The sequence below is a fragment of the Rugamonas aquatica genome, assembly GCF_009380215.1.
Taxonomy (GTDB): Bacteria; Pseudomonadota; Gammaproteobacteria; order Burkholderiales; family Burkholderiaceae_D; genus Rugamonas; species Rugamonas aquatica_B.
This window is the reverse complement of sequence record NZ_WHUG01000004.1, coordinates 246,680-273,677: the sequence shown is the minus strand read 5'-3', so window position 1 is coordinate 273,677 and position 26,998 is coordinate 246,680. Positions and strand designations below refer to the sequence as shown.

Genomic DNA, 26,998 nt, shown 5'->3' with positions numbered 1-26,998 from the left:
GACGCAGCATGGGTTCCCGCTTTCGCGGCGGTCCGCCGATGCGGAACGACGGATTAAGCCAGGCAGGCCTCTACCGAACTTTCGAGCAGCGGGAAGTGGCCGCTGTCGACGGTGCGGAAGACGGCCTGCGGGAACACCGCGCGCCACAACGCGCCGTCATGCTCCGCGTCGATCATCGGATCGTGGCGGCCAAAGACTATCGATACCGGACCGTTGAACGCGCTGCGCCCCGGCGCCTGGAAGCTGGCGGCAAAATCGTCCGAGATCGCCACCGAGCTTGGGCCATCGAAGGCGCCCGGCTGATGCAGCACGCCGAGGAAATGGCCAGGCGCATCGCCCGCGTTCGGGCCGAAATACAGCGACGGCACATCCGGCAGCAGTTGCAGCACGCCGAACACTTCCCAGAACTTCGCCCGCCCCGGCGCCGCATCATAGGCGGCCAGCGCGGCCTGCACTTTCGGCACATCGGCGTGGCCTGCATTGACGGCCAGCGCATGGCGCGCCAGCCGCAGCGCGGCCTGCTCCGGATTGTAGGTCGGCGCCAGCAGCACCACGCGCGCCACCGCTTCCGGCGCGTGGTTGGCGATATAGGTCGCCAGATGCGCGCCGAAGGAGCTGGCCATCAATGTCAACGGCGCGCCATGCGCCTGCGCGCTGCGACGGAACTCGGCCAGCGCCGCTTCCAGCAAATCCAGGTAGGGCCGCTGCGCGCACGACGCGGCCGACGGCTGCTGCCACCACTGCACCTGCTCCGCCAGCGGGAAGCGCGTGCTTTCAATGGCGACGCTCAGGCCCGGGCCGCCGTGCAGATAGAAAATCGATGCCATGTCCTCTCCTCGTGTGATGGTGGTCGTGGCGCCAGCGTAACGCAACAGTGCTTTTTTAACAAGCCTACAGCTAGTTGATTGACTTCGACGGGAACTCTGGGCCACCATGGCTGCATGAAAAAATATCTCCTTGCGATGTCTCTGCTGCTGGCCGCCGCGTCGGCCCCGGCCCAGGTGCTGCCGCTGCGCGAGCAGGCGGTGGTGGTCAACCAGCTGCTGGCCGAACGCTTCGATACCCTGCTGCCGGACATGATGGCGCAGACCGGCATCGATATGTGGATAGTGGTCTCGCGCGAGTACAACGAAGACCCGGTGCTCAAGACCATGCTGCCGGCCGAGTGGCTCAACGCCCGCCGCCGCACCGTGCTGCTGTTCTACCGCGACCCGGCCACCGGCCGCGTTGACCGGCTGGCGGTGGCGCGCTACAACGTCGGCCAGAGCATCGCGGCGGCCTGGGACATGCAGAAGTATCCCGACCAGTGGCAGGCGCTGGTGGCGCTGATCGCGCAGCGCAAGCCGAACAAGATCGCGCTCGACACCTCGCGCCATTTCGGCCACGCCGACGGCATCGACCACACCGACTACACCGAGCTGCTGGCGGCGCTGCCGGCCGAGTACCGCGCCCGCGTGGTGTCGGCCGAGCCGCTGGCGGTGCGCTGGCTGGAGACCCGCACCGCACACGAGATGCAGATCTATCCGCAGCTGATCGACGCCACCCACAAGATCATCGCCGAGGGCTTTTCGGAGCGCGTCATCACGCCGGGCATCACCACCACTGCGGACGTGGTGTGGTGGTTCCGCCAGAAGATCCGCGACCTGGGCTACGACACCTGGTTCCATCCATCGGTAGAGATCCAGCGCCCGAGCCAGAGCTCGGCGCTGGCGGACGCCGACGTGATCGTCCCCGGCGACCTGCTGCACGTGGACATCGGCATCACCTACCTGCGCCTGAACACCGACGTGCAGCAGCACGCCTACGTGCTCAAGCCCGGCGAGAGCGCGGCGCCGCCCGCGCTGGTGCAGGCCTTCGCGCGCGCCAACCGCGTGCAGGATATTTTGACGGCGCAGTTCCGCCAGGGCCGCAGCGGCAACCAGGTGCTGGCGGCGGCGCTGGCGCAGGCCCGCGCCGAGGGCCTCAATCCGACCATCTACACCCACCCCATCGGCTACCACGGCCACGCGGCCGGACCGGCCATCGGCATGTGGGACATGCAGGACGGCGTGCCGGGCAGCGGCGACGAGGCGCTGCGCTACCGCACCGCGTATTCGATCGAGCTCAATGCGGCGACCACGCTGCCGGCCTACGCGGCGCCGCTGCGCATCATGCTGGAGGAGGATGCCTACTTCGACCAGGCCGGCGTGCGCTACATCGGCGGACGCCAGAAGGAGCTGCATCTGGTGCCGCGCCGCGCGCCCAACATCGAGCCGTGAGCGAAGCGGGCGGCGTGAGCATCAGCCCTTGCGCGTGAAGCCGTCCTCGCTCCAGGCCTCGCTGCCGACGCCGTGGCGCACGAAGAACAGGCCGTGCGGATCGTACTGGCGCTTGGCGCGCGCCAGCCGTTCGTAGTTGGTCCCCCAGAACGCCCGCTGCCAATCCTTGATGAAGTAATCGCTCTCCGACACGTAGGAGCCGGCCTTCGGCGCGGCCTTGCGCAACTCCCCCATCGCCCGGCCGATCGATGCCGCACGTTCGCGGCCGCGCAGCGCCTGCGCCGCCGCGTCCTGCTTCGCCTCCGGCATGCCCGGATAGCGCGCCCCGTCGCCGCCGGCGATGATGGCCAGCGCGAAGGCGTCCAGCACATCGGGATTCATCGCCGTATCGCGCGCGGCGGCGATGTCGGCGGCCGGGGCGCCGGCCAATCCCTTGTTGAAGTGCAGGCCGACGCGCCAGTGCCGCGTGCTGCGGAACAGCGCATCCACCAGCTGCGCCTGCCCGTCGGCGGCCAGAAGCGACGCCGGCATCCACGCCGACTGGTAGCCGTGGATGAACCACCCCGCCTCCGCCGCATCGCCCTTCCACACGCCGTGGTGTGCGGGGGCGCCGGGGCGTTCGTCGGCCACCATGAAGCCGGGCGCGTGCTGCTTGAAGAAAGCCACGTTCCAGAACTGCCGCGCCGGCAGCGCCAGCGCGCGGAACGGTTTGTCGAAGGCGTACTCGGGCCGCTCGCGCAGCCACGCCAGGAACGGCGCCCACGCTGCCTCGGCCTGCTGCTGGTTCAGACCCTGGAACACCATCGAAACGTCCATGGTGTTGTCGGTGTTGAAGCCGATCTGCTCGCCCCACTGCGGCTTGAACAGCGTGCTCGCATAGAAGGCCATCATCTGCGCGATCAGCGCGCGGTAGGCCTGGTCCGATGCCGCCTTGATGCTGAAGAACACGGCGCCGAAATGTTCCGGCAGCTCGCGCGTGCGCAGCGTCAGCCGCGTGACCACGCCGACGCTGCCGCCGCCTCCGCCCTTGAGCGCCCAGAACAGCTCGGGGTTGCTGCCGGCGTTGGCGATGCGTACCTGGCCGTCGGCGGTGACGACTTCGGCTTCCAGCAGGCCGGCGGCGGCCGTGCCGTAAGCCTTGGAGAAGTTGCTAAAGCCGCCGCTCTGCACCAGTCCCGCGACGCCGACCGTGGTGCAGCCGCCGCCCTGCACGTAGCGGCCGCCGCGCGTGGTGACGGCGTCGTAGGCGTCGATCCACATCGCGCCCGCGCCCAGCGTCACGGCCGGCTGCGGCGCGGCGCTGCTGCCCTGCGCGACAAAGGCGTCGTGCAAGGTGGCGTCGTTCATCTGGCGCGTCCACACCAGCAGCGAATCGGCAGCGTCCGACGTGCCCTGATAACTGTGGCCGCCGCCTTTGACCACCAGCCGCAGATGGTGGTCGCGGGCGAAGTTGACCGCTGCCACCACGTCGGCCGTGGTGCGCGCCACCACCGCGTAGGCGCTCGGCTGCGAGGACCATGCGTCCAGCCAGCCGCTGGTCTGCGTCAGCGCCGGCTGGTCGCCGATGGCGAAGGTGTTTTTCAACGTGGCCAGCGCGGCGCCGCAGGCCGGGGCGTCCACGCTGGCGGCGCAGGCGGCGAACGGCGCGTCCAGCTTGAGCAGGCGCCCTTCCACGCGTTGCTGCAACTGCTGCCAGGCGGCCGCCGACGGCCAGCCGGCGTCGCCCGGACGCACACGCCGCGCCACGGCGCCGGCGGCAGCGCTCAAGGCCGACAAAGGGGTCAACGCCAGCGCCGGCAAGGCGGCGGCGGCCTGCAACAAACTTCTTCTTTTCATGGGCTCGCTCTCAGATGTGAAGTCACCTCGCCACCTTAGTGCAGCGGCCCGGCGCCGGTCCATCGCTATGTGGCGAGACGGACAAGCGCGTGGCGAAGCGGAGAATGTATTGACCAGATTAAACGAATCATGCCGCCCGGCTCCAGGGTGGCGAAAACCGCCCGTACCTGCCAAGATTAGGGCAGCGGCGTCCGGCCAGAACGCCAGCCACACCATGCTCACCTTGGCCCCTCACCAATCAGGAGAAGTCAATGAATTCGTTTGTGGAAACCATTTCGCCAGCAGCAAAAAATCACGTGGAAGCCCGGATCGACTACTTCAGCGACCTGACCATCGCTACCCTGCAATCGGTACGCAAACTGTCCGACGTGAACTTGCAATTCAGCCGTGACTGGCTTCAGGATTCCACCGAAGCCCTGCGCACCGCGCTGCTGACCCCGGCCACCGAACGCACGCCGGCCGACACGCCGTCGGTCGAGCAAGTGGCGCAGAAGCTGCAAGCGTGGCAACAGCAGCTGAACCAGGTCGCCACCGAGTTCCAGACCAGCATCAACCAGGTGGTGCAGCAGCATGCACCGCAGACGGCGCGCACCGCCTCCGAGCTGGCCGAGGCGGTCACGCAGAAAGCCGCCGCCCAGGCCGACCAGCAGCTACGCCTGCAGAAGGCTGCCGGCAAGGAAATCATCGACCAGGCCCACCAGTTCGCCGCCGTGGCGGCGCAGAACCGTTCGATGGAGCAGCCGGCCTCGATGCAGAGCGCCGACGGCGAAGGCAACAAAAACTAAGCAGTTGCCAGGAAGCGTTCCGGGATATCGTCAAAGAACGGGTACATCGAGAAATACGGTTGCGCCTCGTCCAGCACCCGCTTGACGGATGGACGGCTGACCAGCCGCTCGAAGTAACTGCCGAGGTGATGGTATTCCTCCGGGAACGGCAACAGCGTGGCGGCGTAGAACAACGCCGGCGCCGCCGCGCAATCGGCCAGGCTGAACGCCTCGCCGCACATCCAGCTGCGCGCCGCCATGCGCTTCTCGATCATCTTGTAGGCCGTCTTGAGCTTGGTGCGTTCCTTGGTCTGGTCGCACTGCAGGCCGCTCAGGTGCGCGCCGACAATGGTCTGCACCGGTTCCTGCACATAATGGTCGAAGAAGCGGTCCCACAGGCGCACGTCCAGCGCCGCATCCCAGTCGGCCGGGATCATCGGCTGCGGGCCGGGAAAATGGCGGTCCAGATATTCGATGATGATGGAAGTCTCCGGCACGTCGCGGCTGCGCTCGTGATCGCGCAGCACCGGGAATTTACACAGCGGCCAGATCGCCTGCAGCTCGGCGCGGTCGGCCTCTTCGCCCAGGTTAATCAGGCGCTTGTCGAAGGCCGTGCCGTTCTCGTACAGCGCGATCAGCACTTTGTGGCAGAACGAGGCCAGCGGGTGGTAATACAGGGTCAGGGACATGGTCGGCTCCGAAAGTCAGGCACCGCGACGCGGTACCAAAGAATTCAGCAGATGATACTTCAGACAAGCCGATAGCGGCGCGGCGCAAATGTTGAGACACTTCGCTCCGTCATACGCCGGGCTACCTCCCCAAGACGCGCCGGCGGACCACCGAACCATCATCTCACAGGATATTCAATGCGCCTCGCCATCACCTTTGCCATCGCCTCCCTTTGCGCCATCAGCGGCAACAGCTACGCCGACGCCCTCGATCTGCCGTCGACGAATCCAAAAACCGCGCCCGCCGCCGGCGACAGCATGACGCTGGGTGCAGGCCTGGCCTATGTGCCGGAATACACCGGTTCGAAGAAGAGCCGTGTGGTGCCGCTGCCCTACTTCGAGCGCACCTACGACAACGGCATCTTCCTGAGCACCATGCGCGGCATCGGCTACCAGAGCAACGTCAGCGGCGTCAACCTGAGCGCGGCGCTGAGCTACGGCGGCGCCCGCGCCGACCACAAGCGCAACGTCTTCGACGGTTCCGACGCGCTCAAGGGCATGGGCGACATCCAGGGCGCGGCGCAGGTCGTGCTGAACGCGAGCTACCAGTTGGGCACCGTCGGCCTGAGCCTGGGTACCACGCAGAACCTGGCGCACCGCGAACACGGCGCCACCTACACGCTGGGCGCGTCGACGCAGCTCTACACCACCGCCAGCGACCAGATCGGCCTGAGCCTGTCGACCGAATACGCCGACAAGAAGCACATGCAAACCTACTTCGGCGTGACCGCCGCGCAAAGCGCCGCTTCCGGCTACAAGGCTTACACGGCCAAAGGCGGCTTCTCCAACGTCACGGCCGGCGTCAACTGGAATCACGTGCTGGACAAGAACTGGTCGGTGCACACCGCGCTCGGCGTCTCGCACCTGAGCGGCGACGCCGCCGACAGCCCGCTGACCAAGCGCAAGACCTCGCCGGTGCTGATGACGGGCGTAGCCTACAAGTTCTAAGCGGCCGTTTTGATCGGCTGGCTGGAGTGATACTATTGAAGGAAATTCAACTTACTGATTTCCTTCAATAATGCCCACCCTCACACTGCTGACCTTCATTTCTCTCGCCCTGTCCGTGGGCGCTGTCTGGATTAAACCTTCGCCGCTGTTACCGGGCACCCCTTGGCAAATGTGGTTCGCCGTGGCGCTGCTGTGCGGCGGCCTGTCCGGCGTGCTGCACGCGCCGGCCTACGTGTCGCTGGCGGTGTTCGGCGGCGCGGCCTGGCTGACCAGCGCTTCATCTCAAAAATATCTGCGGATAGTGGCCGGCGTGCTCACGCTGGTGCTGGCGTTCGCGCTGGCTATTCATAAACTGCCGGGATTCAGCAATCCTGTGGTGATTGCGGGCGCGGTGTTCTCGGCCGACGCCAAACCGTTTACCCAGTATGCGAATTTCGACAAGGGCGCGGTCGGGCTGATTCTGTTGGCGTTGATATGCCGGCGTACTGCGTCGTTTGCCGAGCTGGGCGGCGTGCTGCGCAAGACCTGGCCGGTGCTGCTGGTGACAGTGGGGGTGGTGATGGCCTTGGCTACCGGCGCCGGTTTCGTGCACCCGGCTTTCAAGCTGCCGGATGTCACGCTGCAATTCCTCGCCGTGAATCTGTTTTTCACCGTGGTCGCCGAAGAGGCGTTCTTCCGCGGCTTCGTGCAGGCGCGGCTGGCGTCGGCGATGGGAGGATGGCGTTATGGATCGTGGCTGGCGGTGGCCTGCTCCGCGCTGCTGTTCGGCGCCGCGCATCTGGCCGGCGGCCCGCTGTATGCAGGGCTCGCCGCCATCGCGGGCCTGGGCTATGCGTACGCCTACCAGCGCACCCAACGCATCGAAGCGCCGATCGTGATCCACATCGCGCTCAACGCCGTGCACTTCATCTTCTTCACCTACCCATAGCGCTGAGCAGGGTACTAGTTCAGCAACAACTCCGGCTGCTGCTGAACGATGGCGCTCTTCGGCAGGCAGACGATGAAGCTGCTGCCCTTGCCCGCCTCCGACTTGATCTGCAGCGTAGAGCCATGGCGCAGCAGCACGTGCTTGACGATCGCCAAGCCCAGCCCCGTACCCTGCGTCTCGCGCGAACGGCTCTTGTCGACGCGATAGAAGCGCTCGGTCAGGCGCGAGATGTGCTCAGGGCTGATGCCGATGCCGGTATCCTCCACCAGGAACTTCACGCCGCCCTCATACTCCTTCCACACCAGATGGATCTTGCCACCGGCCGGCGTGTAGCGCACCGCGTTGGACGCCAGATTGCCGAACGCGCTGTGCAGCTCTTCATAACTGCCCATGATGTCCGGCCCATTGACCGCCATCGTGATCTCATGCTTGCCAGCCGACAGCGCCCGCGCATCGCGCAACACCTGTTCCATCAGCTTGGGCACATCGACCTGCTCCGGCCGCATCGGATAATCGACCGACTCCAGACGCGACAAGGTCAGCATATCCTCGATCAGATGCTGCATGCGATGGCCCTGCTCCGTCATCAGCTTCAGGTGAGCCGAGCGCGTCGCCGCATCCAGCCCCTCCGACGCCGCGATCTCCAGGAAGCCCACGATCACCGTCAACGGCGTGCGCAACTCGTGCGACGCGTTGGCGATAAAGTCGCGCCGCATCTCTTCGATGCGTTCGGTCTCGGTGGCATCGTGCGTCACCAGAATCTGCCGGCGGTTTTCAAACGGAATGATATGCACAATCAGCTTGCGCTCGCGGAAGCTGATCGTCAGCGGCTGCTCGTAGCGGCCGAGGATGATGTAGTCCATGAAATCCGGACTGCGCACCAGATTGGTCACGCGCATGCCCTTGTCGCGCTCATGCGTCAAACCCAGATGCTTCTCGGCAGCCGGATTGCACCACTCCAGGAACAGCACGTCATCCATGATGACCACGCCGTCCGGCAGCAGATGCATGGCCTGACGGAAGCGCGCCAGCCATTCGGTCAGCTCGGTCTGGTTCTTCTCATCGTCGCGCCGCATGCGGTACAGGCGCGAGAAGATATTGGTCCACGCCCCCCAGCCGTCGGGCAGCTTGGCGCTTTGCGGATCGTCCATCCAGTTGCTCAACTGGTAGAGATAGGACAGCTGCACAAACACCAGCACCATCATGGCGATCAGCGCCAGCACCAGGCCGTTCAACCAGCCGAACATCCAGCCCAGGGCCGTGCAGCCCGCCAGGATCACGGCGGTGCGCAGCGCGGCCGGCACCCAGAACACCAGTTTGGGATTCATTATTTCTCCGACAGCATGTAGCCCACGCTACGCACCGTCTTGATCAGATGCTCCGCTTCCTTCAGCGCCTTGCGCAGACGCAGCACATGGACATCGACGGTACGCTCTTCGATCACCACATGGTCGCCCCACACCTTGTCGAGCAGCTGGCTGCGCGAGAACACCCGCTCAGGATGGGCCAGCAGGAACTTCAGCAGCTTGTACTCGGCATGGCCGATGTCGATCTTCTGCTCGTCCATCAACACCGTGCAGCTGACCGGGTCCAGCATCACATTGGCTGCGCGCATGGTCGCTTGCGCATGCTCCGGGCTCTTGCGGCGCAACAGCGCCTTGGCGCGGGCCAGCAGCTCGCGCGGCGAGAACGGCTTGGTGACATAGTCGTCGGCGCCGCTGTTCAGGCCGGCCAGCTTGTCTTCTTCCATGCTCTTGGCGGTCAGCATGATGACCGGGATTTCATTGAACTGGCGGTCGGAACGGATACGCGCCAGCAGGCGCAGGCCGGTCTGGTCGGGCAGCATCCAGTCCAGCAATATCAGTTGCGGCGTCTTGGTCTGGATGAAGTCCCAGGCCTCGGCGCAGCTCTGCACGGCGCAGCAGTTCCAGCCCGCCTCGCGCAGCGAGAACGTCACCAGCTCAACGATGGCGGGCTCGTCTTCGACGATCAGTACGGTAGTTTTATCGGATGCCATTATTTCTCTTATTATTTCTTTTTACTCAGCTTGCGCGGGCACGTCGTCCGGTATCGGTGCGGTCTTGGTGTGGCGGATGTCCTTGCCTTCGACGACGTAGATGACGTATTCGGCGATGTTCTTGGCGTGGTCGCCGATGCGCTCGATCGCCTTGGCCACCCACAGGGTGTCCAGCGCGGCCGAAATTGTACGCGGATCTTCCATCATGAAGGTGATCAGATTGCGCATGATCGAACGGAATTCATGGTCGATCACCGCATCCTGGGCGATCAGCTGCAAGGCTTGCTTGCCGTCGTTGCGGGCGAACGCGTCCAGCGCGTCGTGCAGCATGTCGCTGGTGTTGTTGGCGATGCCGCGCACCATCTCGTAGTGGTTGACGGTCACCGCGCCGCGCGCATGCAGCGCCTTGGCGGTGCGGGCGATCTTGGTCGCTTCGTCGCCGATGCGCTCCAGGTCGGTGATGACCTTGATGGTCGCCATGATGGTGCGCAGATCGTTGGCGGCCGGCTGGCGGCGCACGATCAGGTGGCTGCAGGCGTCGTCCAGCGACACTTCCAGCTGGTTGACGGCGTCGTCCTCGCGCATCACGCGGTCGGCGCGCTCGGGATTGCCGATGCGGAAGCAGGTCATGGCGTCGAGGAATTGCGTCTCGACGATGCCGCCCATCAGCAGCACCTTGCTGCGTATGGCTTCCAGTTCGTTGTCGTACTGCTTGGATGAGTGTTCACCGATCATGCTAAGGCTCCGTAGTCGATTTGCTATTATAGGTGCGATCAGCCGAAGCGACCGGTGATGTAGTCCTGCGTCTCTTTGCGCGCCGGGTTCATGAAGATCTGGTCGGTCTCGCCGAACTCCACCAGCTCGCCCAGGTACATATAGGCGGTGTAGTCGGAGCAGCGCGCCGCCTGCTGCATATTGTGGGTGACGATGGCGATCGTGTAATCCTGCTTCAGCTCGCTGATCAGCTCTTCCACTTTCGAGGTCGAGATCGGATCCAGCGCCGACGTCGGTTCATCGAGCAACAGCACGTCCGGCTTCACCGCCACGCCGCGCGCGATGCACAGGCGCTGCTGCTGGCCGCCCGACAGCGACAGGCCGCTCTTGGTCAGCTTGTCCTTGACTTCGCCCCACAGCGCCGCCTTCTTCAACGCCCATTCGACGCGCTCGTCCATCTCGCCCTTCGACAGGTCTTCATACAGACGCACGCCGAAAGCGATATTGTCGTAGATCGACATCGGGAACGGGGTCGGCTTCTGGAACACCATGCCGACCTTGGCGCGCAGCATGTTGACGTCCTGGCCTTCTTCCAGGATGTTACGGCCGCGGTACATGATCGAACCTTCGGCGCGCTGGCCCGGGTACAGGTCGTACATGCGGTTCAGCGTGCGCAGCAGCGTCGACTTGCCGCAGCCGGACGGGCCGATGAAGGCCGTCACTTGCTTTTCGTGGATGTCCAGGTTGACGTTGGTCAGGCTCTGGGTCTTACCGTAGAAAAAATTCAGACCCGAAATCTCGATGGTCTTGCGTTTGCCGTTCATGGCTACCACGTTCTCTTGGCTCAGTTGCGTATTCATTATTGATCGCTTTATCAGGATGAGTTTAATTCGGTGCTTTTTGGCTGAACACGGTGCGCGACAGGATGTTGAGCGCCAACACGCTGAACGTCACCAGCAGCGCGCCGCCCCAGGCCAGCTCGCGCCAGTTGTCGTAAGGGCTCATGGCGAAGCCGTAGATCACCACCGGCAGATTGGCCATCGGCGCGTTCATGTCGGCGCTGAAGAATTGGTTGTTCAGTGCGGTGAACAGCAGCGGCGCGGTCTCGCCCGAGATGCGGGCCACGGCCAGCAGCACGCCGGTGATGACGCCGGCCTTGACGGCGCGCAGGCGCACCATCATCGCCACTTTCCAGCGCGGCGCGCCCAGCGCGAACGCCGCTTCCAGCAGGCTGTTCGGCACCAGACGCAGCATATTGTCGGTGGTGCGCACCACCACCGGCACCGCGATCAGCGCCAGCGCCACCGAACCGGCGTAACCGGAATAGTGCTTGGCGGTGGCCACGTACATGGCCCAGACGAACATGCCGATCACGATCGACGGCGCCGACAGCATGATGTCGGTGACGAAGCGGGTGACGGCGGCGATCTTGTTTTCTTCGCCGTACTCGGCCAGGTAGATGCCGGCCAGGATGCCGATCGGCGTGCTGATTACGGTGGCCAGGCCGACGATCATCAGCGAGCCGACGATGGCGTTGACCAGGCCGCCGCCTTCGCTACCCGGCGCCGGCGTGGTCTGGGTGAACAGGTTGACGCTAAGCGCGCCGAAGCCCTTGACGGCCAGCGTAATCAAAATCCACGCCAGCACCAGCAGGCCGACCGACATCGCCGCCACGGACAGCGCGATGCCGATGCGGTGCGTCAGCAAGCGCTTGCGATAAACCGGATTCATAACTTGATTCATTATTTGACGCCTTCCTTGCGGGACATGCCAGCCAGCATCAGCTTGGCGGCGGACAGAACGATAAAGGTAATCACGAACAGGATCAGTGCCAGCGCGAACAGCGAGGACACGTGCAGCGGCGTGTCGGCTTCGGCGAACTCGTTGGCCAGCGTCGAGGCGATCGAGTTACCCGCCGCGAACAGCGACCACGACAGCTTGTTGGCGTTGCCGATGACGAAGGTCACGGCCATGGTCTCGCCCAGCGCGCGGCCCAGGCCCAGCATGACGCCGCCGACCACGCCGGTCTTGGTGTAAGGCAGCACGATCTTGCGCACCACTTCCCAGCGGGTGCAGCCCAGGCCGTAGGCGGATTCCTTCAACACGGCCGGCACGATCTCGAACACGTCGCGCATCACCGAGGAAATGAACGGGATAATCATCACCGCCAGGATCAGCGCGGCGGTCAGGATGCCGATGCCCATGGTCGGGCCGCTGAAGAACTGGCCGATGATGGGCAGATGGCCGATGGTGTTTTTCAGCAGCGGCTGCACGTAGTCGCCGAACAGCGGCGCGAACACGAACAAGCCCCACATGCCGTAGATGATGGACGGCACGCCGGCCAGCAGCTCGACGGCCGTGCCCAGCGGACGGCGCAGGCCGGCCGGGCAGATCTCGGTCAGGAACAGGGCGATGCCGAAGCTGACCGGGAAGGCGATCAGCAGCGCGATGCCGGACGTGGCCAGGGTGCCGACGATGGCGATCAGCGCGCCGTACTTGTCGTTGACCGGATCCCATTCGACGGTGGTGATGAAGGCCGGACCGAACTCCTTGAAGGCCGGCCAGGCGCCCACCATCAGCGAGATGATGATACCCAGCAGCACCGCCAGCACGGACAGCGCAAACAACATCGTGGTCTTGTGGAAGAAGAAGTCCTGGATGCGCTGGTTGCGCATGGTGCGGTGCATGGCCTGGGTGGCTGCGTGCTCGGCGGCCGTCAAGGCGGCGGTGGCGGTGTTCATGGCCGGCTCCGGTTTGTTCAGTGGCGTGGAAGTGATATCAGCGCTCATATGGTTGTCTCGTGGATGGTAGCTAGCCTGCGGCTCCCGGTCGGGAGGCGCAGGCTAACCCCCTCGCCGTCCGCGCTGTGCTGCGGCGCGGCGAAGGGACGGTCCGGATTAGTAGATGGCTTTACCGGAAGCGTCTTTCAGGTTGGCTTTCCAGGCATCCTGAACCAGTTTGACAACCGATGCCGGCAGTGGAACGTAGTCCAGTTCGGTAGCCGAAGTGCCGCCGTTTTTGAAGGCCCAGTCGAAGAACTTGATGACTTCCTTGCCTTTGTTGGCGTCAGCCTGAGCTTTGTGCATCAGGATGAAGGACACGCCGGTGATCGGCCACGAGTTCTTGCCGGCCTGGTCGGTCAGCACCACGCCGAAGCCTGGGGTCTTGGTCCACTCGGCGTTGGCGGCGGCGGCTTTGAAGAAGTCGTCGTCAGGCTGCAGGAAGTTGCCGTCCTTGTTTTTCAGCTGGGTGTGCGACATTTTGTTTTTCTTGGCGAAAGCCCACTCGACGTAGCCGATCGAACCCTTGATGCGCTGCACGTTTGCGGCCACGCCTTCGTTACCCTTGCCGCCTACGCCCACGGCCCATTTCACGGCTGCGTCGGCGCCGATCTTGGTCTTGAACTCAGGGCTGGTTTTCGACAGGAAGTCGGTGAACAGGAAGGTAGTGCCCGAACCGTCGGCGCGGTGCACAACGGTGATTTCATCGGCTGGCAGCTTCACGCCTGGGTTCAGCGCGGCGATGGCGGCGTCGTTCCATTTGGTGATCTTGCCCAGGTAGATGTCGCCAACCACTGGACCGGTCAGCTTCAGCTGGCCAGGGGTGATGCCGTCCAGGTTGACCACGGTGACTACGCCACCCATGATGGCCGGGAACTGCATCAGGCCTTCGGCGTCCAGTTCAGCGGCGCTCAGCGGCTTGTCCGACGCGCCGAAATCGACGGTCTTGGCCTTGATCTGCTTGATACCGGCGCCCGAACCGACGGACTGGTAATTCAGGCCGTTGCCGGTGGCGGCTTTGTACGACTCAGCCCACTTGGCGTAAATCGGGTAAGGGAAGGTTGCGCCGGCGCCGGTCATATCGGCGGCGTGAGCAGCGGACGAGAAGGCCATTACAGCCGCTACGCCAACTACCAGGGAGGAAAACAGTTGTTTCAGTCGCATATCAAGTCCTTTTGTTATGACAGGTTAGGATGCTGCGCAGTCTACCGGGACTATATGACAGGTTTATGACATGACCGAAATATGTCAAAAATAGTTATCCCCCCCCGCTTTCACTGCGCTCCTCCCTCTGGGAACAGACCAACGCGCCCGGATATATTACGCCTTCCTGTCATAATTGGAACGTCACACAAGTCATTTATGACAGAACGTGTCACGCAGCTGTCATATTTCTTATTTACACTGTTGCATCATTCTTCCGCAATAAAGGATAGAATGAGCTTACCTGCAAAGTGAACAAAAAGACATGAAGCCTGACTTGCATGCTGAAGTAAACAAGAACTCCGCGTTTCTGGACCGGGAACTGTCGCAACTGATGTTCAACCGGCGCGTGCTCGCGCAGGCCGAAGACAAAAGCATCCCCTTATTAGAGCGGCTGCGCTATCTGTGCATCGCCAGCAGCAACCTGGATGAATTCTTCGAAGTGCGCGTGGCCAGCCTGCTGGCGGCCGGCAGCGTCGAGGGTTCGCTGTCCAACCACCCTGCGCTGGTGGCCACGCTGTCGCGCATCAGCAATGAATGCCACGCGCTGGTCGCCCACCAGTATGAAATCCTCAACCAGGAAGTACTGCCCCAGCTGGCCGCCAACGGCGTGCACCTGGTGCGCCACAACGAGCGCAACGAGGCGCAGCGCGCCTGGGTCAAGGAATACTTCGACACCGAAGTGCGCCCGCTGCTGACGCCGATCGGCCTCGACCCGGCCCACCCCTTCCCGCAAGTCGTCAACAAGAGCCTGAATTTCATCGTCTCGCTGTCCGGCAAGGATGCCTTCGGCCGCGGCACCGCCATCGCGATTGTGAAAGCGCCGCGCGTGCTGCCGCGCGTGATACGCCTGCCTGACCATCTGTCGAAGAGCGGCGGCGTCTCGTTCTGCCTGCTGTCCTCCATCATCCACGCCCACATCTCCGACCTGTTCGCCGGCCGCGAAGTGATCGCCTATTCGCAGTTCCGCGTCACCCGCGACTCCGACCTGTGGGTCGACGAGGACGAGGTCAAGAACCTGCGCCAGGCGCTCAAGGGTGAATTGCAAGGCCGCCAGTTCGGCACCTCGGTGCGGCTGGAAGTGGCCAAGAACTGCCCGCCGGAACTGTCGCAATTCCTGCTCGACCAGTTCGGCCTGCACCAGAGCCGGCTGTACGCCGTCAACGGCCCGGTCAACCTGGTGCGCCTGACCGAGATCATGGACCACGTCAACAATCCGGCGCTGCGCTTCCCGCCCTTCTTCCCCGGCATCGCGCAAAAGCCCGGCAGCCCGGACATCTTCGCCGCCCTGCGCGACGGCGACATCCTGCTGCACCACCCGTTCCAGTCCTTCCAGACCGTGATCGACTTCATCCGCAGCGCCGCGCTCGACCCGGCCGTGGTGGCGATCAAGCAAACCATCTATCGCACCGGCATGAACTCCGATCTGATGGAATCGCTGATCCTGGCCGCCCAATCCGGCAAGGAAGTGACCGTCATCGTCGAACTGAAGGCGCGCTTCGATGAAGAAGCCAATATCAACTGGGCCGACAAGCTGGAACAGGCCGGCGCCCAGGTGGTGTACGGCGTGGTCGGCCTGAAGACCCACGCCAAGGTGGCGCTGGTGATACGCCGCGAGGACAGCAAGCTGCGCTTCTACGCCCACCTCGGCACCGGCAACTACCACCCGACCACCACCAAGTTCTACACCGACTTCGGCCTGCTGACCAGCCACCCCGGCATAAGCCAGGAAGTGAACGAAGTGTTCATCCACCTGACCAGCCTGACCAAGCCGCACCGCCTGACCCATTTGTGGCTGGCGCCGTTCGCGCTGCAAAACGAAATCATCAAAGCCATCCGCAACGAAGCGCGCATCGCCCGCGCCGGACGGCCGGGTCGCATCATCGTCAAGATCAACGCGCTGGTGGACGAATCGGTGATACGAGCGCTGTACGCCGCCTCCAAGGATGGCGTCAAGATCGACCTGATCGTGCGCGGCGCCTGCACGCTCAAGCCCGGCGTGCCGGGCCTGTCGGAAAACATCCGGGTGCGCTCCATCATCGGCCGTTTCCTCGAACACAGCCGCATTTACTATTTCCGCAACGACCTGGCGCACGACATCATGCTGGCCAGCGCCGACTGGATGAGCCGCAACCTGTTCCGCCGCATCGAAGTCGCCTTCCCCATCCTGGACAAGGCGCTCAAGCGGCGCGTGCTGGCAGAAGGCTTGAATCCGTATTTAAAGGATAATATGAACGCATGGGAGCTGGAGGCGGACGGCCACTACCAGCGCCGCAAGGCGCGCGGCAAGCAGCCCCACTACAGCGCACAGCAGCACCTGATGGACACGCTGGGCATGGCGGGCGCCCAGCTCGGGGAGTAAGCAAGAGAGGCGCCGCCGGGAGGTGGCGCGGGGATCTTTTTTCACATGTCGCTCAGGAGAAAAACATGGATCTCATTTTATGGCGGCACGCCGAGGCCGAAGATGCCGGTCCCGGCATGTCCGATCTGGAACGCGCACTGACGGTCAAGGGCCAGAAGCAGGCCCGCCGCATGGGCCAATGGCTGGACTCCCAGCTGCCCGACAGCTGCCGCATCCTGGCCAGCCCCGCCGTACGCACGCTGCAGACGGTGGAAGCGCTGGGCCGCAAGTTCAAGATGCACACCGACCTGGCGCCCGGCGCCGATCCGTCCGACATTCTCAAGGCCGCCAACTGGCCGGGCAACAAGGATTCGGTGCTGGTGGTCGGCCATCAGCCGACGCTGGGCCAGGTGGCCGCACTGTTGCTAACCGGCGACGACCTCGAATGGGATATCCGCAAGGCCAGCGCCTGGTGGTTCGCCCAGCGCGACCCCGGCAATCCGGCCAGCGTCTACCTCAAGGCAGTGATGGCGGCCGACCTGGTCGTCAAATAAATAACTGCCGAGCTTGCAAAGCGGCAACCGTCTGCTAAAGTTTAATCGTAACAACTTGAGGGAGGGTTATCATGTTCACCTTGCTCGCGATGGGGATCTTCGGCGGGATGATCGCCTTGGTCGTGTACGAAATCATCGAGGAAACGCGCGGCAGCAAACATAAATTGATCGACCGCTATCACGAATAGCCATCGCTTCACTGAAGCAGCATCGGCGCCAGCGGCGTGTCCTGACCGGACCCGCCTCTCGCGCCGATCATCGTTTACAGGCCGGTCTTGAACTTGGTGTAGATGCGGGTGATGTTGCGGCGTATATCGGCCGGCACCGCTTCCGGCGCGGCCATGCGCTGCTTGTCCGCGTCGGACAAAAACACCGTATGGTTGCCGGCGATATCCTTACGCACAAACTTCAGGCTGGCCGTGTTCGGATTGGCGTAGAACACCTTGTTGGTCAGGCTGGCGTGCACCTCGGGGCGCATGATGTAGTTGATCCACAGATGCGCGTTGTTCGGATGCGGCGCATCGGCCGGGATCGCCATCGTATCGAACACCAGCGCGGCCGCGGTCTTCGGCACCAGCACCTCGATCACATTGCCGTTCTTGGCGTCGATCGCGCGCTGGCGGGCGATGCTGATATCGCCCGACCAGCCCAGCGCCACGCACACCGCGCCATTGGCCATGTCGTTGATATAGCCCGACGAGCTGAACAGCGTGACATTCGGGCGGATGGCTTGCAGCAGCTTGCCCGCCTCGGCGTAGTCGGCGGCGTTCTTCGAGTAGGCAGGCTTGCCCAGGTACAGCAGCGCGGCCGGCAGCACCTCGGACGGCGAATCGAGGAAGGACACGCCACACGATTTGAGCTTGGACGCGTATTTCGGATTGAAGATCAGATCCCAGGCATTGTCCGGCATCGGCATGCCGCCCAGCGCGGCCTTGACCTTGTTGACGTTGATGCCGACGGTGGTATAGCCCCACAGCCAGTCGACCAGGTATTCATTGTTCGGATCGATGCTGGCCAGCTTGGCCTGGATCGCCGGGTCCATGTTTTTCAGGTTGCTGAGCTTGGATTTATCGAGCTTGCGCAGCAGCTTGCCGTCGATTTGCAGGCGCGCCCATTGCGCGGTCGGCACCACGATGTCGTAGCCCGACTTGCCGGCGGCCAGTTTGGAATTGAGGATTTCGTTGTTGTCGAACAGATCGTAGCGGACCTTGATACCGGTTTCTTTTTCAAAGTTTTTAACCGTATCGTCGGCGATGTAATCCGACCAGTTGTAGATATTGAGGACTTTCTCCTCCTGCGCCTGCGCCGCAACCTGCCCTGCGCCGGCCATCAGGCCAGCCGCCACCAGCATCGTACCAACGAACTTCCCTGCCATAGCCCCTCCGAGTGGAATCAATCACAAGCCGTGATGATCGGGCATAGCCAGTTCCGACGCAAGGAATTCGTTAGAAATATCCGTCTGAAACGTCAACCCAGCATATCGAACAGCGTGCCCGACTTGCCGGCCGCACCGTTGATCGCGCTGCCGGCGCCGGTCTGGGCCTGGGCCGAGTACAGCGCCACCAGCGCCGTGGCCTGGGCCGTCAGCGCCTTGGTCATCACCGCGCGCCGGCCATTGATGCTGGTGATTTCGCGGCCCAGCAGGCTGGCTTCCTTGCTGATCGTGCTGCTGTCCGAGGTCAGCGCCGCCGCCTTCGACGATAGCAGATCGGCAATCCCCTTGCCGCCATTGGTGAACAGCTTGCCCACCGCGGCCGAATCGGCGGTCAGCGCCGCTTGCAGCTTCTTATCGTCCAGCACCAGCTGGCCGCTGCTGTCCTGGCTGATGCCGGCCGCGTTCAGCGCCGCGATCGACACGCTGCCGCCGCCCGTCTTCAGCAGCAAGTCCAGCTGGCTGGTGACCTGGCCCATCGCCGTGTCCGATTTCAGGTCACCCTTCTGCAAGGCTTGCAGCTTCTTGTTCAAATCGTTGTAGGCGCTGACGAAGGCCTTCAGGTTGGTGCCGACCTGGCTGGGATCCTGCGTCACGGTGACATCGGTCTTGCCGGTGCCGGTCAGCGTCAGCGTCATGCCGGCGATGCCCTTGTCCTTGTCCAGCGTGTTGCTGGCGCTGGTGACATCCTTGCCGTCGACGGTCAGGATGGCGTCCATGGCGGCGCTGGTCTGCTTCATTTTCTGGCTGCCGGCCGGGTCGTAGCCGAGCAGGCTTTTCAGCATCGCATCGCCGCTGGCGCTGATGCGCATGCTGTTGGCCGCGCCGCTGGGGCCGGCGATCGCCAGCGAGAACTTGCCATCGTCGCCCTTGACCACTTTGACGTCCACGCCGGCCGCCTTGAACGCGGCGGCGATGCCGTCCAGCGTATTGTTGCTGCTGTCGATGGTGACGGATTTGCTGGCCGCGCCCGGATTGGCCTTGAAGCCCTTGTCCTCGCCGACCGTGCCGAAGTCGATCTTGACGGTGGTGACGGCGCCGGATCCTATCCTGGCATCGGCGGCAGCGAAAGCGTCGCTGGTCAGGAACTGGCCCTGGGCCAGCTGCTTGACGTTGACCGCGTAGGTGCCGGCCTTGGCGGTGCCGGTGGAGGCGGCGGTCAGCACATTCTTGACCGAGGTGGCGGCGCTGGTGCTCAAGCCGCTGCCGGTCAGGCCGGAGGCGATCGACTGGAAGTTCGCCAGCGCGCTCTGCAGCTGGCCCAGCGCCGACAGCTTGGTCTGGTCGTTCTTCAGCGTCGTATTGAGCTTGGTCGCCGCCTTGTTCTGCGACGCCATGGTCTGCTGGACGCGGTTGTAGATATCGTTCGACACCGTCGAACTGCCGGTATTGCCGCTGGAAGTAATGCTGGAAGTCGCCATGATCCGATCCGCCTTTGATTGGTTAGCCATTATGCAACACCAGCGGGAGTTTCAAAGCCGCGAACAGAAGGCTGTTTGCCCTCCAATCCGCGACCAACGGCGCTACCAGCGCGGCGGCGCTGAGCCCAGGTCGCTGGCAGGTCTATCCCAGACCATGTCCGCGCCCTCGATGTGGAGCGGCGGCAGATAGCGTCGCGCCGGCCCCCAGGCGGTCTGCTCCAGCGCCTGTGCCAGATCCGCATCGGCGGGCGCGGCCAGCGGTGGCTCGGCCGTCGCGCCCAACGGCTGCACGCCCGCCTCCGCAAGCGCCGGCGACATCTGCTCCAGCAGCAGCGCCGTGCGCGCCAGCGACAGGCGTGCCTGCGTCGCCCGCCCCTCCTCCAGCCGGTACAGCAATCCGCGCACCGCCGCCGCCGCGACCAGATACCCGGTCGCATGGTCCAGCGCCTGCACCGGCAAAGGCACCGGCTTTGCCGCGCCCTGCCACTGCATGCCGCGCTGCGCTATCCCCGCGCTCATCTGCACCAGGCTGTCGAAGCCGCGCCGCCCGCTCAGCGGACCGGTCCAGCCGTAGGCGTCCAGCGCCACATCGACCAGCCCCGGATTCAAGCGCCGCCGCGCCGCCTCGCCAAACCCCAGCCGCTCCAGCGCGTCCGGGCGATATCCATGCACCAGCACATCCGCCCGCGCCAGCAATTCCTCGAACACGGCGCGATGCTGCGCCGCCCGCAAATCCAGCCGCGCGCAGCGCTTGCCCAAGGTCACTTCCGGTATCACGCCCGGCTCGCTCCAGTCCGGCGCATCGATGCGCAGCACGTCCGCGCCATAGCCCGCCAGAAACCGCGTCGCCACCGGCCCGGCCAGCACCCGCGTCAGGTCCAGCACCTTCAGCCCCGCCAGCGGCCGCGACGGCGTCGCCGCCCAGCCCGCGTTGAAACTGCCGCCCTGCCCGGCCAACGCCACCAGCGGCTCGGCCGCCACAGCCCGTCCCTGCTCATGCGCCGCCCATTCCTCGCTGGACCGCATCATCGCCGCGCAACCGCCTTGCGCCACCACGGCCGCCTCCAGATCGGCGCCGCGCCACGCCGCCACTGCCCGCGCGACCGCCGCGCGCTCCACCGGCGCACCCAGCACCGCCAGCGCCGCATCGCGATGGTGGATTGCATTGGTGTGCAAGCGTATCCAGCCGTCCGCCGTCGGATAGTCGCCGGCCACCGGGTCCCACAACGGCGGCCGCTCCCAGCCCACCGGACGCAGCGACCAGCCGAACCACAGCGACGCCAGCCGGCGGTCGACCGTCACCTCTGCCGCCGGCCCGCCCTGCGCCGCGATCAGGTGCCGCACAGCCAGCGCCGCCGCGCCGACCGAGGCCGCCGCCAAGTCCGTCACCGCGTAGCACGACGGCAGCGCGCCCTCGCCGGCCAGGGTCACGCACTCCGGCGCCGGCAGGGACAGCGCGGACGAAATAGCTTCCAACATTTTAGACATGAGCGCTCCGGGACTTGATATGCTGTCCCAGCTTAGGACCGCCCACAGGGGGCGTCAATCTTGACTTGAAGCGTCAACATAGGAATCAGAAATGGTCTGGATGACAGCGGCAGAAGCGCTGAATGTATTGAATGTCCGCCCGCAGACGCTGTACGCCAACGTCAGCCGGGGGAAGATCCGCGCCAAGTCCGACGCCGACGATCCGCGCCGCAGCCTCTACCACCGCGACGACATCCTGCGCATGGCCAAGCGCAGCAACGGCCGCCGCAAGATAGAGACGGTCTCCGCGCAAGCGATGCAATGGGGCGACCCGGTGCTGCCGTCCGCCCTCTCCACCGCCGCCGACGGCCGCCTGCTCTACCGCGGCCGCGACGCCGTCACACTGTCCGAGACCGCCACGCTGGAAGACATCGCCGACCTGCTGTGGCAAGCCGAGCCTGGCCAGGTGCTGGCCGCAACCGCAGCCGCAGCGAACGCGGCGGCGACAACGGCGGCCGCTGCCATCGCCGCAGCACCGGCGCCCGCCGCCAGTGCGCGCCCAGCCAGCGCCTTGGGCGCAGGCCTGCTGGCCCTTGCGCTGCGCTGCGCAACGGACTCACCCTCGCTGGGCCGCCCGGCCGCCGAGCTGCGCGCCGAAGCCGCCAGCGTCCTGTCCACGCTCACGGCGGCCATGATGGCCGCCCCGGCCAGCGACATCAACACCACCATCAGCCACCGCCTCGCACTAGCCTGGCAACGCCCCGCCGCCGAAGACCTGCTGCGCCGCGCCCTGGTGCTGATGGCCGACCATGAACTGAACGCTTCCACCTTCGCCACCCGCGTCGCCATCTCCACCGGCGCCTCGCTGGCGGCCGGGATCCTGGCCGGCTTCACCACGCTGACCGGCCCACTGCACGGCGGCGCCTCCGCCGAATTAACCCAACTGATCGCCTCAGCCCACCAGCACGGCGCCAGCCCGGCAGTCCAGGCATGGCTGGGCAGCGGCCGCCCGCTGCCCGGCTTCGGCCACAAACTGTATGCCGAAGGCGACCCGCGCGCCCGCGCGCTGCTGGAGTTACTACCGAAATTACAGCCGAAATTACAGACGTACTTCGACCTCGCCGCCGCAGCCGAAGCGCAGGCGGGGGAATTGCCGAACATTGATTTTGCGCTGACCCTGCTGGCCGCCGCCCACGAACTGCCGGACGACGCACCGTTCATCCTGTTCGCGCTGGGCCGCTGCGTAGGCTGGCTGGCGCACGCACTCGAACAAGTGCAGGCCAACCGCCTGATCCGCCCCAGGGCCCGCTACGTGGGGCCTAGCGCAGAAACTTGTTGATCGCGCCGGAAGTGATGGAATCCAGATTGAGGAACTGGTAGCCGATCTTGAAATGATCGCCACTGAAGATGCAATACGTCACCTTGGAACGGCAAGTCAGCAGCTGCGCCTTGCCATCGATGAACAGCTCGAACGACAGCTGCCCCATATGTCCAGTCCCCAGCTTGTGCTCGAAATTGAGCGACAAGCCCTGCGCACTGATATCGATCGTGCGTCCCTGCAGGGGCGGCATGCCGTCCATAATCACCACCGCCTTGGCGCGCACGATCTTGCGCGCTACCGACCTTTGATCAACTAACACTATCCTGTCCTTTGTACGTATTCTTTAGCAACTAAGCTTTAGCAACCAAGCTTTAACAATTAAGCAGCATTGACGATTACAACACGTAACAATACAACGTTATTGGATTTCGCGCAGCTTATTAAAGGCATCATCGATACGATCGACAGCGATGATCGTCATTCCCTCGATCGGCTGCTTGGGCGCATTGGCGCTCGGGATCATCGCCATCGAGAAGCCCAGCTTGGCCGCCTCGCGCAGACGCTCCTGCCCGCGCGGCGCCGGCCGGATCTCGCCCGCCAGCCCCACCTCGCCGAACACCACGAAACCGCGCGGCAGCGGCTTGCTGCGCATCGACGAATTAATCGCCAGCAGCACCGCCAGGTCGGCCGCCGGTTCGGTGATCTTCACCCCGCCCACCGCGTTGATGAACACGTCCTGGTCGAAGGCAGCGATGCCCGCATGCCGGTGCAACACCGCCAGCAGCATCGCCAGACGATTCTGCTCCAAACCGACCGACAAGCGGCGCGCGTTAGGCAGATGGCTGGCGTCAACCAGCGCCTGGATTTCGACCAGCAAGGGGCGCGTGCCCTCCTGCGTCACCATCACGCAGGACCCCGGCACCTGGTTGTCATGCTGCGACAGGAACAGCGCCGACGGATTCGACACGCCCTTCAAGCCCTTCTCCGTCATCGCAAACACGCCCAGCTCATTGACCGCGCCGAAACGATTCTTGATTGCCCGCACCAAACGGAAGCTGGAATGGTTGTCGCCCTCGAAGTACAGCACCGTATCGACGATGTGTTCCAGCACGCGCGGCCCCGCCAGCGCGCCCTCCTTCGTCACGTGGCCGACCAGGATGATGGTGATGCCGGTCTGCTTGGCCACCCGCGTCAGCTGCGCCGCGCACTCGCGCACCTGCGCCACCGAACCCGGCGCCGAACTGAGCGCGTCCGAATACACCGTCTGGATCGAATCGATGACCGCCACTTCCGGCTTCAGGTCCGCCAGCGTGCCGAGGATTTTCTCCAGCTGGATCTCCGCCTGCAGCTTCAAATCGCGGGCATCGATGTTCAGGCGCTTGGCGCGCAGCGCGATCTGCGCGCCGGACTCCTCGCCGCTGACATACAGCACCCGCTTCAGATGCGACACATTGGCCAGCGCCTGCAACAGCAGGGTCGACTTGCCGATGCCGGGATCGCCGCCGATCAGCACCACGCCGCCCGCCACCAGGCCGCCGCCCAGCACGCGGTCGAACTCCTCGATGCCGGTGCCGAAGCGCGGCACATCGATGGCGTCGATATCGGCCAGCGACAGCACCGGCGCCGTCTGCGCCAGCGACAAGTGCTGCGGTTGCGAATAACGGTTGTTGCCGCCCGCCTCGATGACGGTCTCCACCATCGTGTTCCACTGCTGGCAGGACGAACACTGGCCGGTCCACTTGGTGGCCGTGCCGCCGCATTCGCTGCAGGTGTAATTGGTTTTTGCCTTGGCCATCGGCTCAGCCTTCAACCACAGGCACGCGCTGGGCCAGCGCGCACATCAGCTCATAGCCGATGGTGCCGGCGGCCGTCGCCACCTCGTCGACAGGCATGCCCTGGCCCCACAGCGTCACCTTGCTGCCCACCCGCGCCGACGGCAGATCGGTCAGATCGACCGTCAACATATCCATCGACACCCGCCCGACCAGCCTGGTGCGGACACCGTCGACCAGCGCCGGCGTGCCCATCGGCGCGCTGCGTGGGTAGCCGTCCGCATAGCCGCAGGCCACCACGCCGATCCGCATCGGCCCCTCGGCCTGGAAGCGGCTGCCGTAACCGACCACGTCGCCGGCGACGATGTTCTGGATGCCGATGATCTCGCTGCTCAGCGTCATGCACGGTTGCAGGCCGAACGATTCCGCCGTGGCGCCGCCCGGCGAGCCGCCGTACAGCATGATGCCAGGACGTATCCAGTCGTTGCGCAAGGTCTTCTGGTGCATCAGCACGCCCGCCGAGTTCGACAGGCTGCGGCTGCCGGCCAGTCCGGCCGTGCCCAGTTCGAAGCGGCGCACCTGCTCGGCGATCGGCAGCAGTGGATGCTCGGCATCGTCGGCGTTGGCGAAGTGGGTAATCATGGTGATGCTGCCTACGCAGGACATCGCGCTCAGCCGCGCATGCGCGGCGGCATAGGCATCCGGCATGAAGCCGAGACGGTTCATGCCGCTGTTCATTTTAAGATGCAGATCAAATCGGACGCCGCGCGCGCTCAGGTCCGCCTGCGCCGCCTCCAGCCATGCCAGTTGCTCGTTGCAATGCACGGCAGCCTGCAAACCGTAGCTGGCCATGGTCTCCAGATCGGCCGGATCGAAGTATCCCTCTAATAACAGGACGGGCTTGTTCCAGCCCATTTCGCGCAGACGCACGGCGTTATCGACCTCCACCAGCGCCAGGCCGTCGGCGTCGGCGAAACCGCGCATCGCCCTTTCCAGGCCGTGGCCGTAGCCGTTCGCCTTGAGGACGCCCCAGGCCTTGGCGCCCGGCGCATTGGCCTTGGCGAGCGCCAAGTTATGCTTCATGGAATCAACGTGGATGGTTGCGACGATCGGCCGGGGCATAAGCATTCTTTGCTGAGAATTAGAAGGCCGTATTTTACCGTGTAGCGGAATATCCGCACGGCTCAATTCTTGGGGATACGAACAAAGCATGGTATAAAGCAAGCCAGATAAGTTTTCAGGCACCCCAGTATGAATCGTGGTTTCTATACCATTATGGCAGCGCAATTTTTCTCGTCCCTGGCGGATAATGCGCTGCTCTTTGTTGCGATCGACCTGCTGGTGACGATGAAGTCCCCAGCATGGATTACCCCGCTGCTGAAGCTCTCGTTTACGCTGTTTTACGTGCTGTTGGCGGCATTTGTCGGCGCCTTCGCCGATTCGATGCCTAAAGGCAAGGTCATGTTCATCTCCAACCTGATTAAGGTTGCAGGTTGTCTACTGATTTTCGCCCACGTCCACCCGCTGCTGGCCTACGCCCTGGTCGGTTTCGGCGCCGCCGTCTACTCCCCTGCCAAATACGGCATCCTCACCGAATTACTTCCCGCAGAGAAACTTGTTGCCGCCAATGGCTGGGTCGAAGGTTTGACCGTGATGTCGATCATTTTCGGCACCGTGCTGGGTGGCAAGCTGGTCGGCAGCCAAGTCTCCTCCTTCCTGCTGGGCTTTGACTTCCCGATGATCGACACCGGCATCGACACCGCGCCCGAAGCGGCGCTGTGCGTGGTGGTCTTCATCTATATGCTGGCGGCGCTGTTCAACACCCGCATCCCGGACACCGGCTGCGTCTACGGCCACCAGGAACGCAATCCGATCAAGCTGATTACCGACTTCGCCAACTGCTACGGCCTGCTGTGGAAAGACAAGCTGGGCCAGATCTCCCTGGCCGTCACCACGCTGTTCTGGGGCGCCGCGCAGACGCTGCAATTCATCGTGCTGGAATGGGCCAACCGCACCCTCAAGCTGACCTACGAACAATCGACCAGCCTGGTGGGCGTGGTCGCCGTCGGTGTCGCGCTGGGCGCGGTGCTGTCGGCGCGTTTCATCTCGCTGCGCAAATCGCTGAACGTGATCCCGATGGGCATCGCCATGGGCGTCATCGTCATGAGCATGATCCTGGTGAAATCGGTGACGCTGGCTTATCCGCTGCTGATCCTGGTCGGCCTGCTGGGCGGCTTCTTCCTGGTGCCGATGAACGCGCTGCTGCAACACCGCGGCCACGTGCTGATGAGCGCAGGCCACTCGATCGCGGTGCAGAACTTCAACGAAAACCTGTCCATCCTGACCATGCTGGCGATGTACTCGCTGATGCTGCGCGGCCACCTGAACCTGGACGTCATCATCGTGCTGTTCGGCCTGTTCCTGGCTGGCACCATGTTCTTCATCATGCGCAAGCATGCCGCCAACCAGCGCGAATTTGATTCGGTCGCGCTGATCGGCGAAGCCAAGCACTAA

24 protein-coding genes are annotated in these 26,998 nt (G+C 64.2%); 8 read left to right on the top strand and 16 right to left on the bottom strand.

What is annotated here, in order from left to right:
- Positions 1-53 precede the first annotated feature (53 nt).
- Positions 54-827 (bottom strand): alpha/beta fold hydrolase, encoded by a 774-nt coding sequence (locus GEV02_RS12480; RefSeq protein ID WP_152838285.1) that lies wholly within the window; start codon positions 825-827, stop codon positions 54-56.
- A 114-nt stretch (positions 828-941) separates the two neighbouring features.
- On the opposite strand from GEV02_RS12480, the gene GEV02_RS12475 reads away from it, so the two are divergent.
- Positions 942-2,258: a M24 family metallopeptidase gene (locus tag GEV02_RS12475; protein ID WP_235922751.1), complete on the top strand. Its 1,317-nt coding sequence runs from the start codon at positions 942-944 to the stop codon at positions 2,256-2,258.
- 21 nt (positions 2,259-2,279) lie between these two features.
- Here the strand turns inward: GEV02_RS12475 and GEV02_RS12470 are convergent, their stop codons facing one another.
- Positions 2,280-4,094 carry an FAD-dependent oxidoreductase gene (locus GEV02_RS12470; protein ID WP_152838284.1) on the bottom strand — a complete coding sequence of 605 codons (1,815 nt, stop codon included), beginning with the start codon at positions 4,092-4,094 and terminating at the stop codon, positions 2,280-2,282.
- 251 nt (positions 4,095-4,345) lie between these two features.
- On the opposite strand from GEV02_RS12470, the gene GEV02_RS12465 reads away from it, so the two are divergent.
- A complete protein-coding gene (locus tag GEV02_RS12465) occupies positions 4,346-4,879 on the top strand; it encodes a phasin family protein (RefSeq protein WP_152838283.1) in 534 nt (177 codons plus the stop codon).
- On the opposite strand, the gene GEV02_RS12460 is transcribed toward GEV02_RS12465, so the two are convergent.
- Positions 4,876-5,547: a glutathione S-transferase family protein gene (locus GEV02_RS12460; protein ID WP_152838282.1), complete on the bottom strand. Its 672-nt coding sequence runs from the start codon at positions 5,545-5,547 to the stop codon at positions 4,876-4,878. The two genes, GEV02_RS12465 and GEV02_RS12460, sit on opposite strands and share 4 nt — an antisense overlap.
- A gap of 177 nt (positions 5,548-5,724) precedes the next feature.
- On the opposite strand from GEV02_RS12460, the gene GEV02_RS12455 reads away from it, so the two are divergent.
- Together GEV02_RS12455 and GEV02_RS12450 are read left to right on the top strand one after the other, a co-directional pair.
- The gene (locus GEV02_RS12455; RefSeq protein WP_152838281.1) at positions 5,725-6,534 is read left to right on the top strand and encodes a MipA/OmpV family protein; all 810 of its coding nucleotides are present in this window, start codon (positions 5,725-5,727) and stop codon (positions 6,532-6,534) included.
- Between the two features lie 70 nt (positions 6,535-6,604).
- The gene (locus tag GEV02_RS12450) at positions 6,605-7,462 is read left to right on the top strand and encodes a CPBP family intramembrane glutamic endopeptidase (protein ID WP_152838280.1); all 858 of its coding nucleotides are present in this window, start codon (positions 6,605-6,607) and stop codon (positions 7,460-7,462) included.
- Between the two features lie 14 nt (positions 7,463-7,476).
- Here the strand turns inward: GEV02_RS12450 and phoR are convergent, their stop codons facing one another.
- The 7 genes from phoR to pstS form a co-directional block, all read right to left on the bottom strand.
- A complete protein-coding gene (gene phoR, locus GEV02_RS12445; protein WP_152838279.1) occupies positions 7,477-8,790 on the bottom strand; it encodes a phosphate regulon sensor histidine kinase PhoR in 1,314 nt (437 codons plus the stop codon).
- The gene (locus tag GEV02_RS12440) at positions 8,790-9,479 is read right to left on the bottom strand and encodes a response regulator (RefSeq protein ID WP_008447310.1); all 690 of its coding nucleotides are present in this window, start codon (positions 9,477-9,479) and stop codon (positions 8,790-8,792) included. Before GEV02_RS12440 ends, phoR begins: the two co-directional genes overlap by 1 nt.
- A 21-nt stretch (positions 9,480-9,500) precedes the next feature.
- Positions 9,501-10,214 carry a phosphate signaling complex protein PhoU gene (phoU, locus tag GEV02_RS12435; protein WP_008447308.1) on the bottom strand — a complete coding sequence of 238 codons (714 nt, stop codon included), beginning with the start codon at positions 10,212-10,214 and terminating at the stop codon, positions 9,501-9,503.
- 38 nt (positions 10,215-10,252) lie between these two features.
- Positions 10,253-11,053 (bottom strand): phosphate ABC transporter ATP-binding protein PstB, encoded by an 801-nt coding sequence (gene pstB / locus GEV02_RS12430; RefSeq protein WP_008447305.1) that lies wholly within the window; start codon positions 11,051-11,053, stop codon positions 10,253-10,255.
- 25 nt (positions 11,054-11,078) lie between these two features.
- Positions 11,079-11,936, bottom strand: coding sequence for a phosphate ABC transporter permease PstA (gene pstA, locus GEV02_RS12425; protein WP_152838278.1), 858 nt, complete (start codon positions 11,934-11,936; stop codon positions 11,079-11,081).
- Positions 11,936-12,934, bottom strand: a complete 999-nt coding sequence (gene pstC / locus GEV02_RS12420) for a phosphate ABC transporter permease subunit PstC (RefSeq protein WP_174999099.1) — start codon at positions 12,932-12,934, stop codon at positions 11,936-11,938. The genes pstA and pstC overlap by 1 nt, the downstream gene beginning before the upstream one ends.
- Positions 12,935-13,090: 156 nt before the next feature.
- Positions 13,091-14,137 carry a phosphate ABC transporter substrate-binding protein PstS gene (pstS, locus tag GEV02_RS12415; RefSeq protein ID WP_152838276.1) on the bottom strand — a complete coding sequence of 349 codons (1,047 nt, stop codon included), beginning with the start codon at positions 14,135-14,137 and terminating at the stop codon, positions 13,091-13,093.
- Between the two features lie 304 nt (positions 14,138-14,441).
- Here pstS and ppk1 point away from each other — a divergent pair, with 304 nt between their 5' ends.
- Together ppk1 and sixA are read left to right on the top strand one after the other, a co-directional pair.
- Entirely contained in the window at positions 14,442-16,538 is a 2,097-nt protein-coding gene (gene ppk1 / locus GEV02_RS12410; protein WP_152807325.1) for a polyphosphate kinase 1, read from the top strand.
- A 65-nt stretch (positions 16,539-16,603) separates the two neighbouring features.
- Positions 16,604-17,071, top strand: a complete 468-nt coding sequence (gene sixA, locus GEV02_RS12405) for a phosphohistidine phosphatase SixA (protein WP_152838275.1) — start codon at positions 16,604-16,606, stop codon at positions 17,069-17,071.
- 262 nt (positions 17,072-17,333) lie between these two features.
- On the opposite strand, the gene GEV02_RS12400 is transcribed toward sixA, so the two are convergent.
- The 3 genes from GEV02_RS12400 to GEV02_RS12390 form a co-directional block, all read right to left on the bottom strand.
- Positions 17,334-18,446 (bottom strand): polyamine ABC transporter substrate-binding protein, encoded by a 1,113-nt coding sequence (locus GEV02_RS12400; protein WP_152838274.1) that lies wholly within the window; start codon positions 18,444-18,446, stop codon positions 17,334-17,336.
- Positions 18,447-18,538: 92 nt separating this feature from the next.
- Positions 18,539-19,924, bottom strand: coding sequence for a flagellar filament capping protein FliD (fliD, locus tag GEV02_RS12395; RefSeq protein WP_152838273.1), 1,386 nt, complete (start codon positions 19,922-19,924; stop codon positions 18,539-18,541).
- A 102-nt stretch (positions 19,925-20,026) separates the two neighbouring features.
- On the bottom strand, positions 20,027-21,412 hold the full coding sequence (locus GEV02_RS12390; RefSeq protein ID WP_152838272.1) for a CoA transferase: 1,386 nt from the start codon (positions 21,410-21,412) through the stop codon (positions 20,027-20,029).
- Positions 21,413-21,503: 91 nt separating this feature from the next.
- Here GEV02_RS12390 and GEV02_RS12385 point away from each other — a divergent pair, with 91 nt between their 5' ends.
- Entirely contained in the window at positions 21,504-22,730 is a 1,227-nt protein-coding gene (locus GEV02_RS12385) for a citrate synthase family protein (protein WP_152838271.1), read from the top strand.
- Here the strand turns inward: GEV02_RS12385 and GEV02_RS12380 are convergent.
- From GEV02_RS12380 to alr, 3 genes are all read right to left on the bottom strand, one after another.
- Entirely contained in the window at positions 22,711-23,031 is a 321-nt protein-coding gene (locus GEV02_RS12380) for a PilZ domain-containing protein (RefSeq protein ID WP_328595797.1), read from the bottom strand. The genes GEV02_RS12385 and GEV02_RS12380 overlap by 20 nt on opposite strands.
- A 99-nt stretch (positions 23,032-23,130) precedes the next feature.
- On the bottom strand, positions 23,131-24,507 hold the full coding sequence (gene radA / locus GEV02_RS12375; RefSeq protein WP_008447280.1) for a DNA repair protein RadA: 1,377 nt from the start codon (positions 24,505-24,507) through the stop codon (positions 23,131-23,133).
- Between the two features lie 4 nt (positions 24,508-24,511).
- The gene (alr, locus tag GEV02_RS12370) at positions 24,512-25,606 is read right to left on the bottom strand and encodes an alanine racemase (RefSeq protein WP_152838270.1); all 1,095 of its coding nucleotides are present in this window, start codon (positions 25,604-25,606) and stop codon (positions 24,512-24,514) included.
- Between the two features lie 129 nt (positions 25,607-25,735).
- On the opposite strand from alr, the gene lplT reads away from it, so the two are divergent.
- A complete protein-coding gene (gene lplT, locus GEV02_RS12365) occupies positions 25,736-26,998 on the top strand; it encodes a lysophospholipid transporter LplT (protein ID WP_152838269.1) in 1,263 nt (420 codons plus the stop codon).

Coding starts and splice junctions, on each gene's coding strand:
- alr (WP_152838270.1), bottom strand. CDS start 25,606: ATGCCCCGGCCGATCGTCGCAACCATCCACGTTGATTCCATGAAGCAT.
- pstB (WP_008447305.1), bottom strand. CDS start 11,053: ATGAATACGCAACTGAGCCAAGAGAACGTGGTAGCCATGAACGGCAAA.
- phoR (WP_152838279.1), bottom strand. CDS start 8,790: ATGAATCCCAAACTGGTGTTCTGGGTGCCGGCCGCGCTGCGCACCGCC.
- GEV02_RS12450 (WP_152838280.1), top strand. CDS start 6,605: ATGCCCACCCTCACACTGCTGACCTTCATTTCTCTCGCCCTGTCCGTG.
- GEV02_RS12400 (WP_152838274.1), bottom strand. CDS start 18,446: ATGGCAGGGAAGTTCGTTGGTACGATGCTGGTGGCGGCTGGCCTGATG.
- GEV02_RS12465 (WP_152838283.1), top strand. CDS start 4,346: ATGAATTCGTTTGTGGAAACCATTTCGCCAGCAGCAAAAAATCACGTG.
- pstA (WP_152838278.1), bottom strand. CDS start 11,936: ATGAATCAAGTTATGAATCCGGTTTATCGCAAGCGCTTGCTGACGCAC.
- lplT (WP_152838269.1), top strand. CDS start 25,736: ATGAATCGTGGTTTCTATACCATTATGGCAGCGCAATTTTTCTCGTCC.
- radA (WP_008447280.1), bottom strand. CDS start 24,507: ATGGCCAAGGCAAAAACCAATTACACCTGCAGCGAATGCGGCGGCACG.
- GEV02_RS12455 (WP_152838281.1), top strand. CDS start 5,725: ATGCGCCTCGCCATCACCTTTGCCATCGCCTCCCTTTGCGCCATCAGC.
- pstC (WP_174999099.1), bottom strand. CDS start 12,934: ATGAACACCGCCACCGCCGCCTTGACGGCCGCCGAGCACGCAGCCACC.
- GEV02_RS12385 (WP_152838271.1), top strand. CDS start 21,504: ATGGTCTGGATGACAGCGGCAGAAGCGCTGAATGTATTGAATGTCCGC.
- pstS (WP_152838276.1), bottom strand. CDS start 14,137: ATGCGACTGAAACAACTGTTTTCCTCCCTGGTAGTTGGCGTAGCGGCT.
- GEV02_RS12460 (WP_152838282.1), bottom strand. CDS start 5,547: ATGTCCCTGACCCTGTATTACCACCCGCTGGCCTCGTTCTGCCACAAA.
- GEV02_RS12390 (WP_152838272.1), bottom strand. CDS start 21,412: ATGTCTAAAATGTTGGAAGCTATTTCGTCCGCGCTGTCCCTGCCGGCG.
- phoU (WP_008447308.1), bottom strand. CDS start 10,214: ATGATCGGTGAACACTCATCCAAGCAGTACGACAACGAACTGGAAGCC.
- GEV02_RS12475 (WP_235922751.1), top strand. CDS start 942: ATGAAAAAATATCTCCTTGCGATGTCTCTGCTGCTGGCCGCCGCGTCG.
- GEV02_RS12470 (WP_152838284.1), bottom strand. CDS start 4,094: ATGAAAAGAAGAAGTTTGTTGCAGGCCGCCGCCGCCTTGCCGGCGCTG.
- fliD (WP_152838273.1), bottom strand. CDS start 19,924: ATGGCGACTTCCAGCATTACTTCCAGCGGCAATACCGGCAGTTCGACG.
- ppk1 (WP_152807325.1), top strand. CDS start 14,442: ATGAAGCCTGACTTGCATGCTGAAGTAAACAAGAACTCCGCGTTTCTG.
- sixA (WP_152838275.1), top strand. CDS start 16,604: ATGGATCTCATTTTATGGCGGCACGCCGAGGCCGAAGATGCCGGTCCC.
- GEV02_RS12480 (WP_152838285.1), bottom strand. CDS start 827: ATGGCATCGATTTTCTATCTGCACGGCGGCCCGGGCCTGAGCGTCGCC.
- GEV02_RS12440 (WP_008447310.1), bottom strand. CDS start 9,479: ATGGCATCCGATAAAACTACCGTACTGATCGTCGAAGACGAGCCCGCC.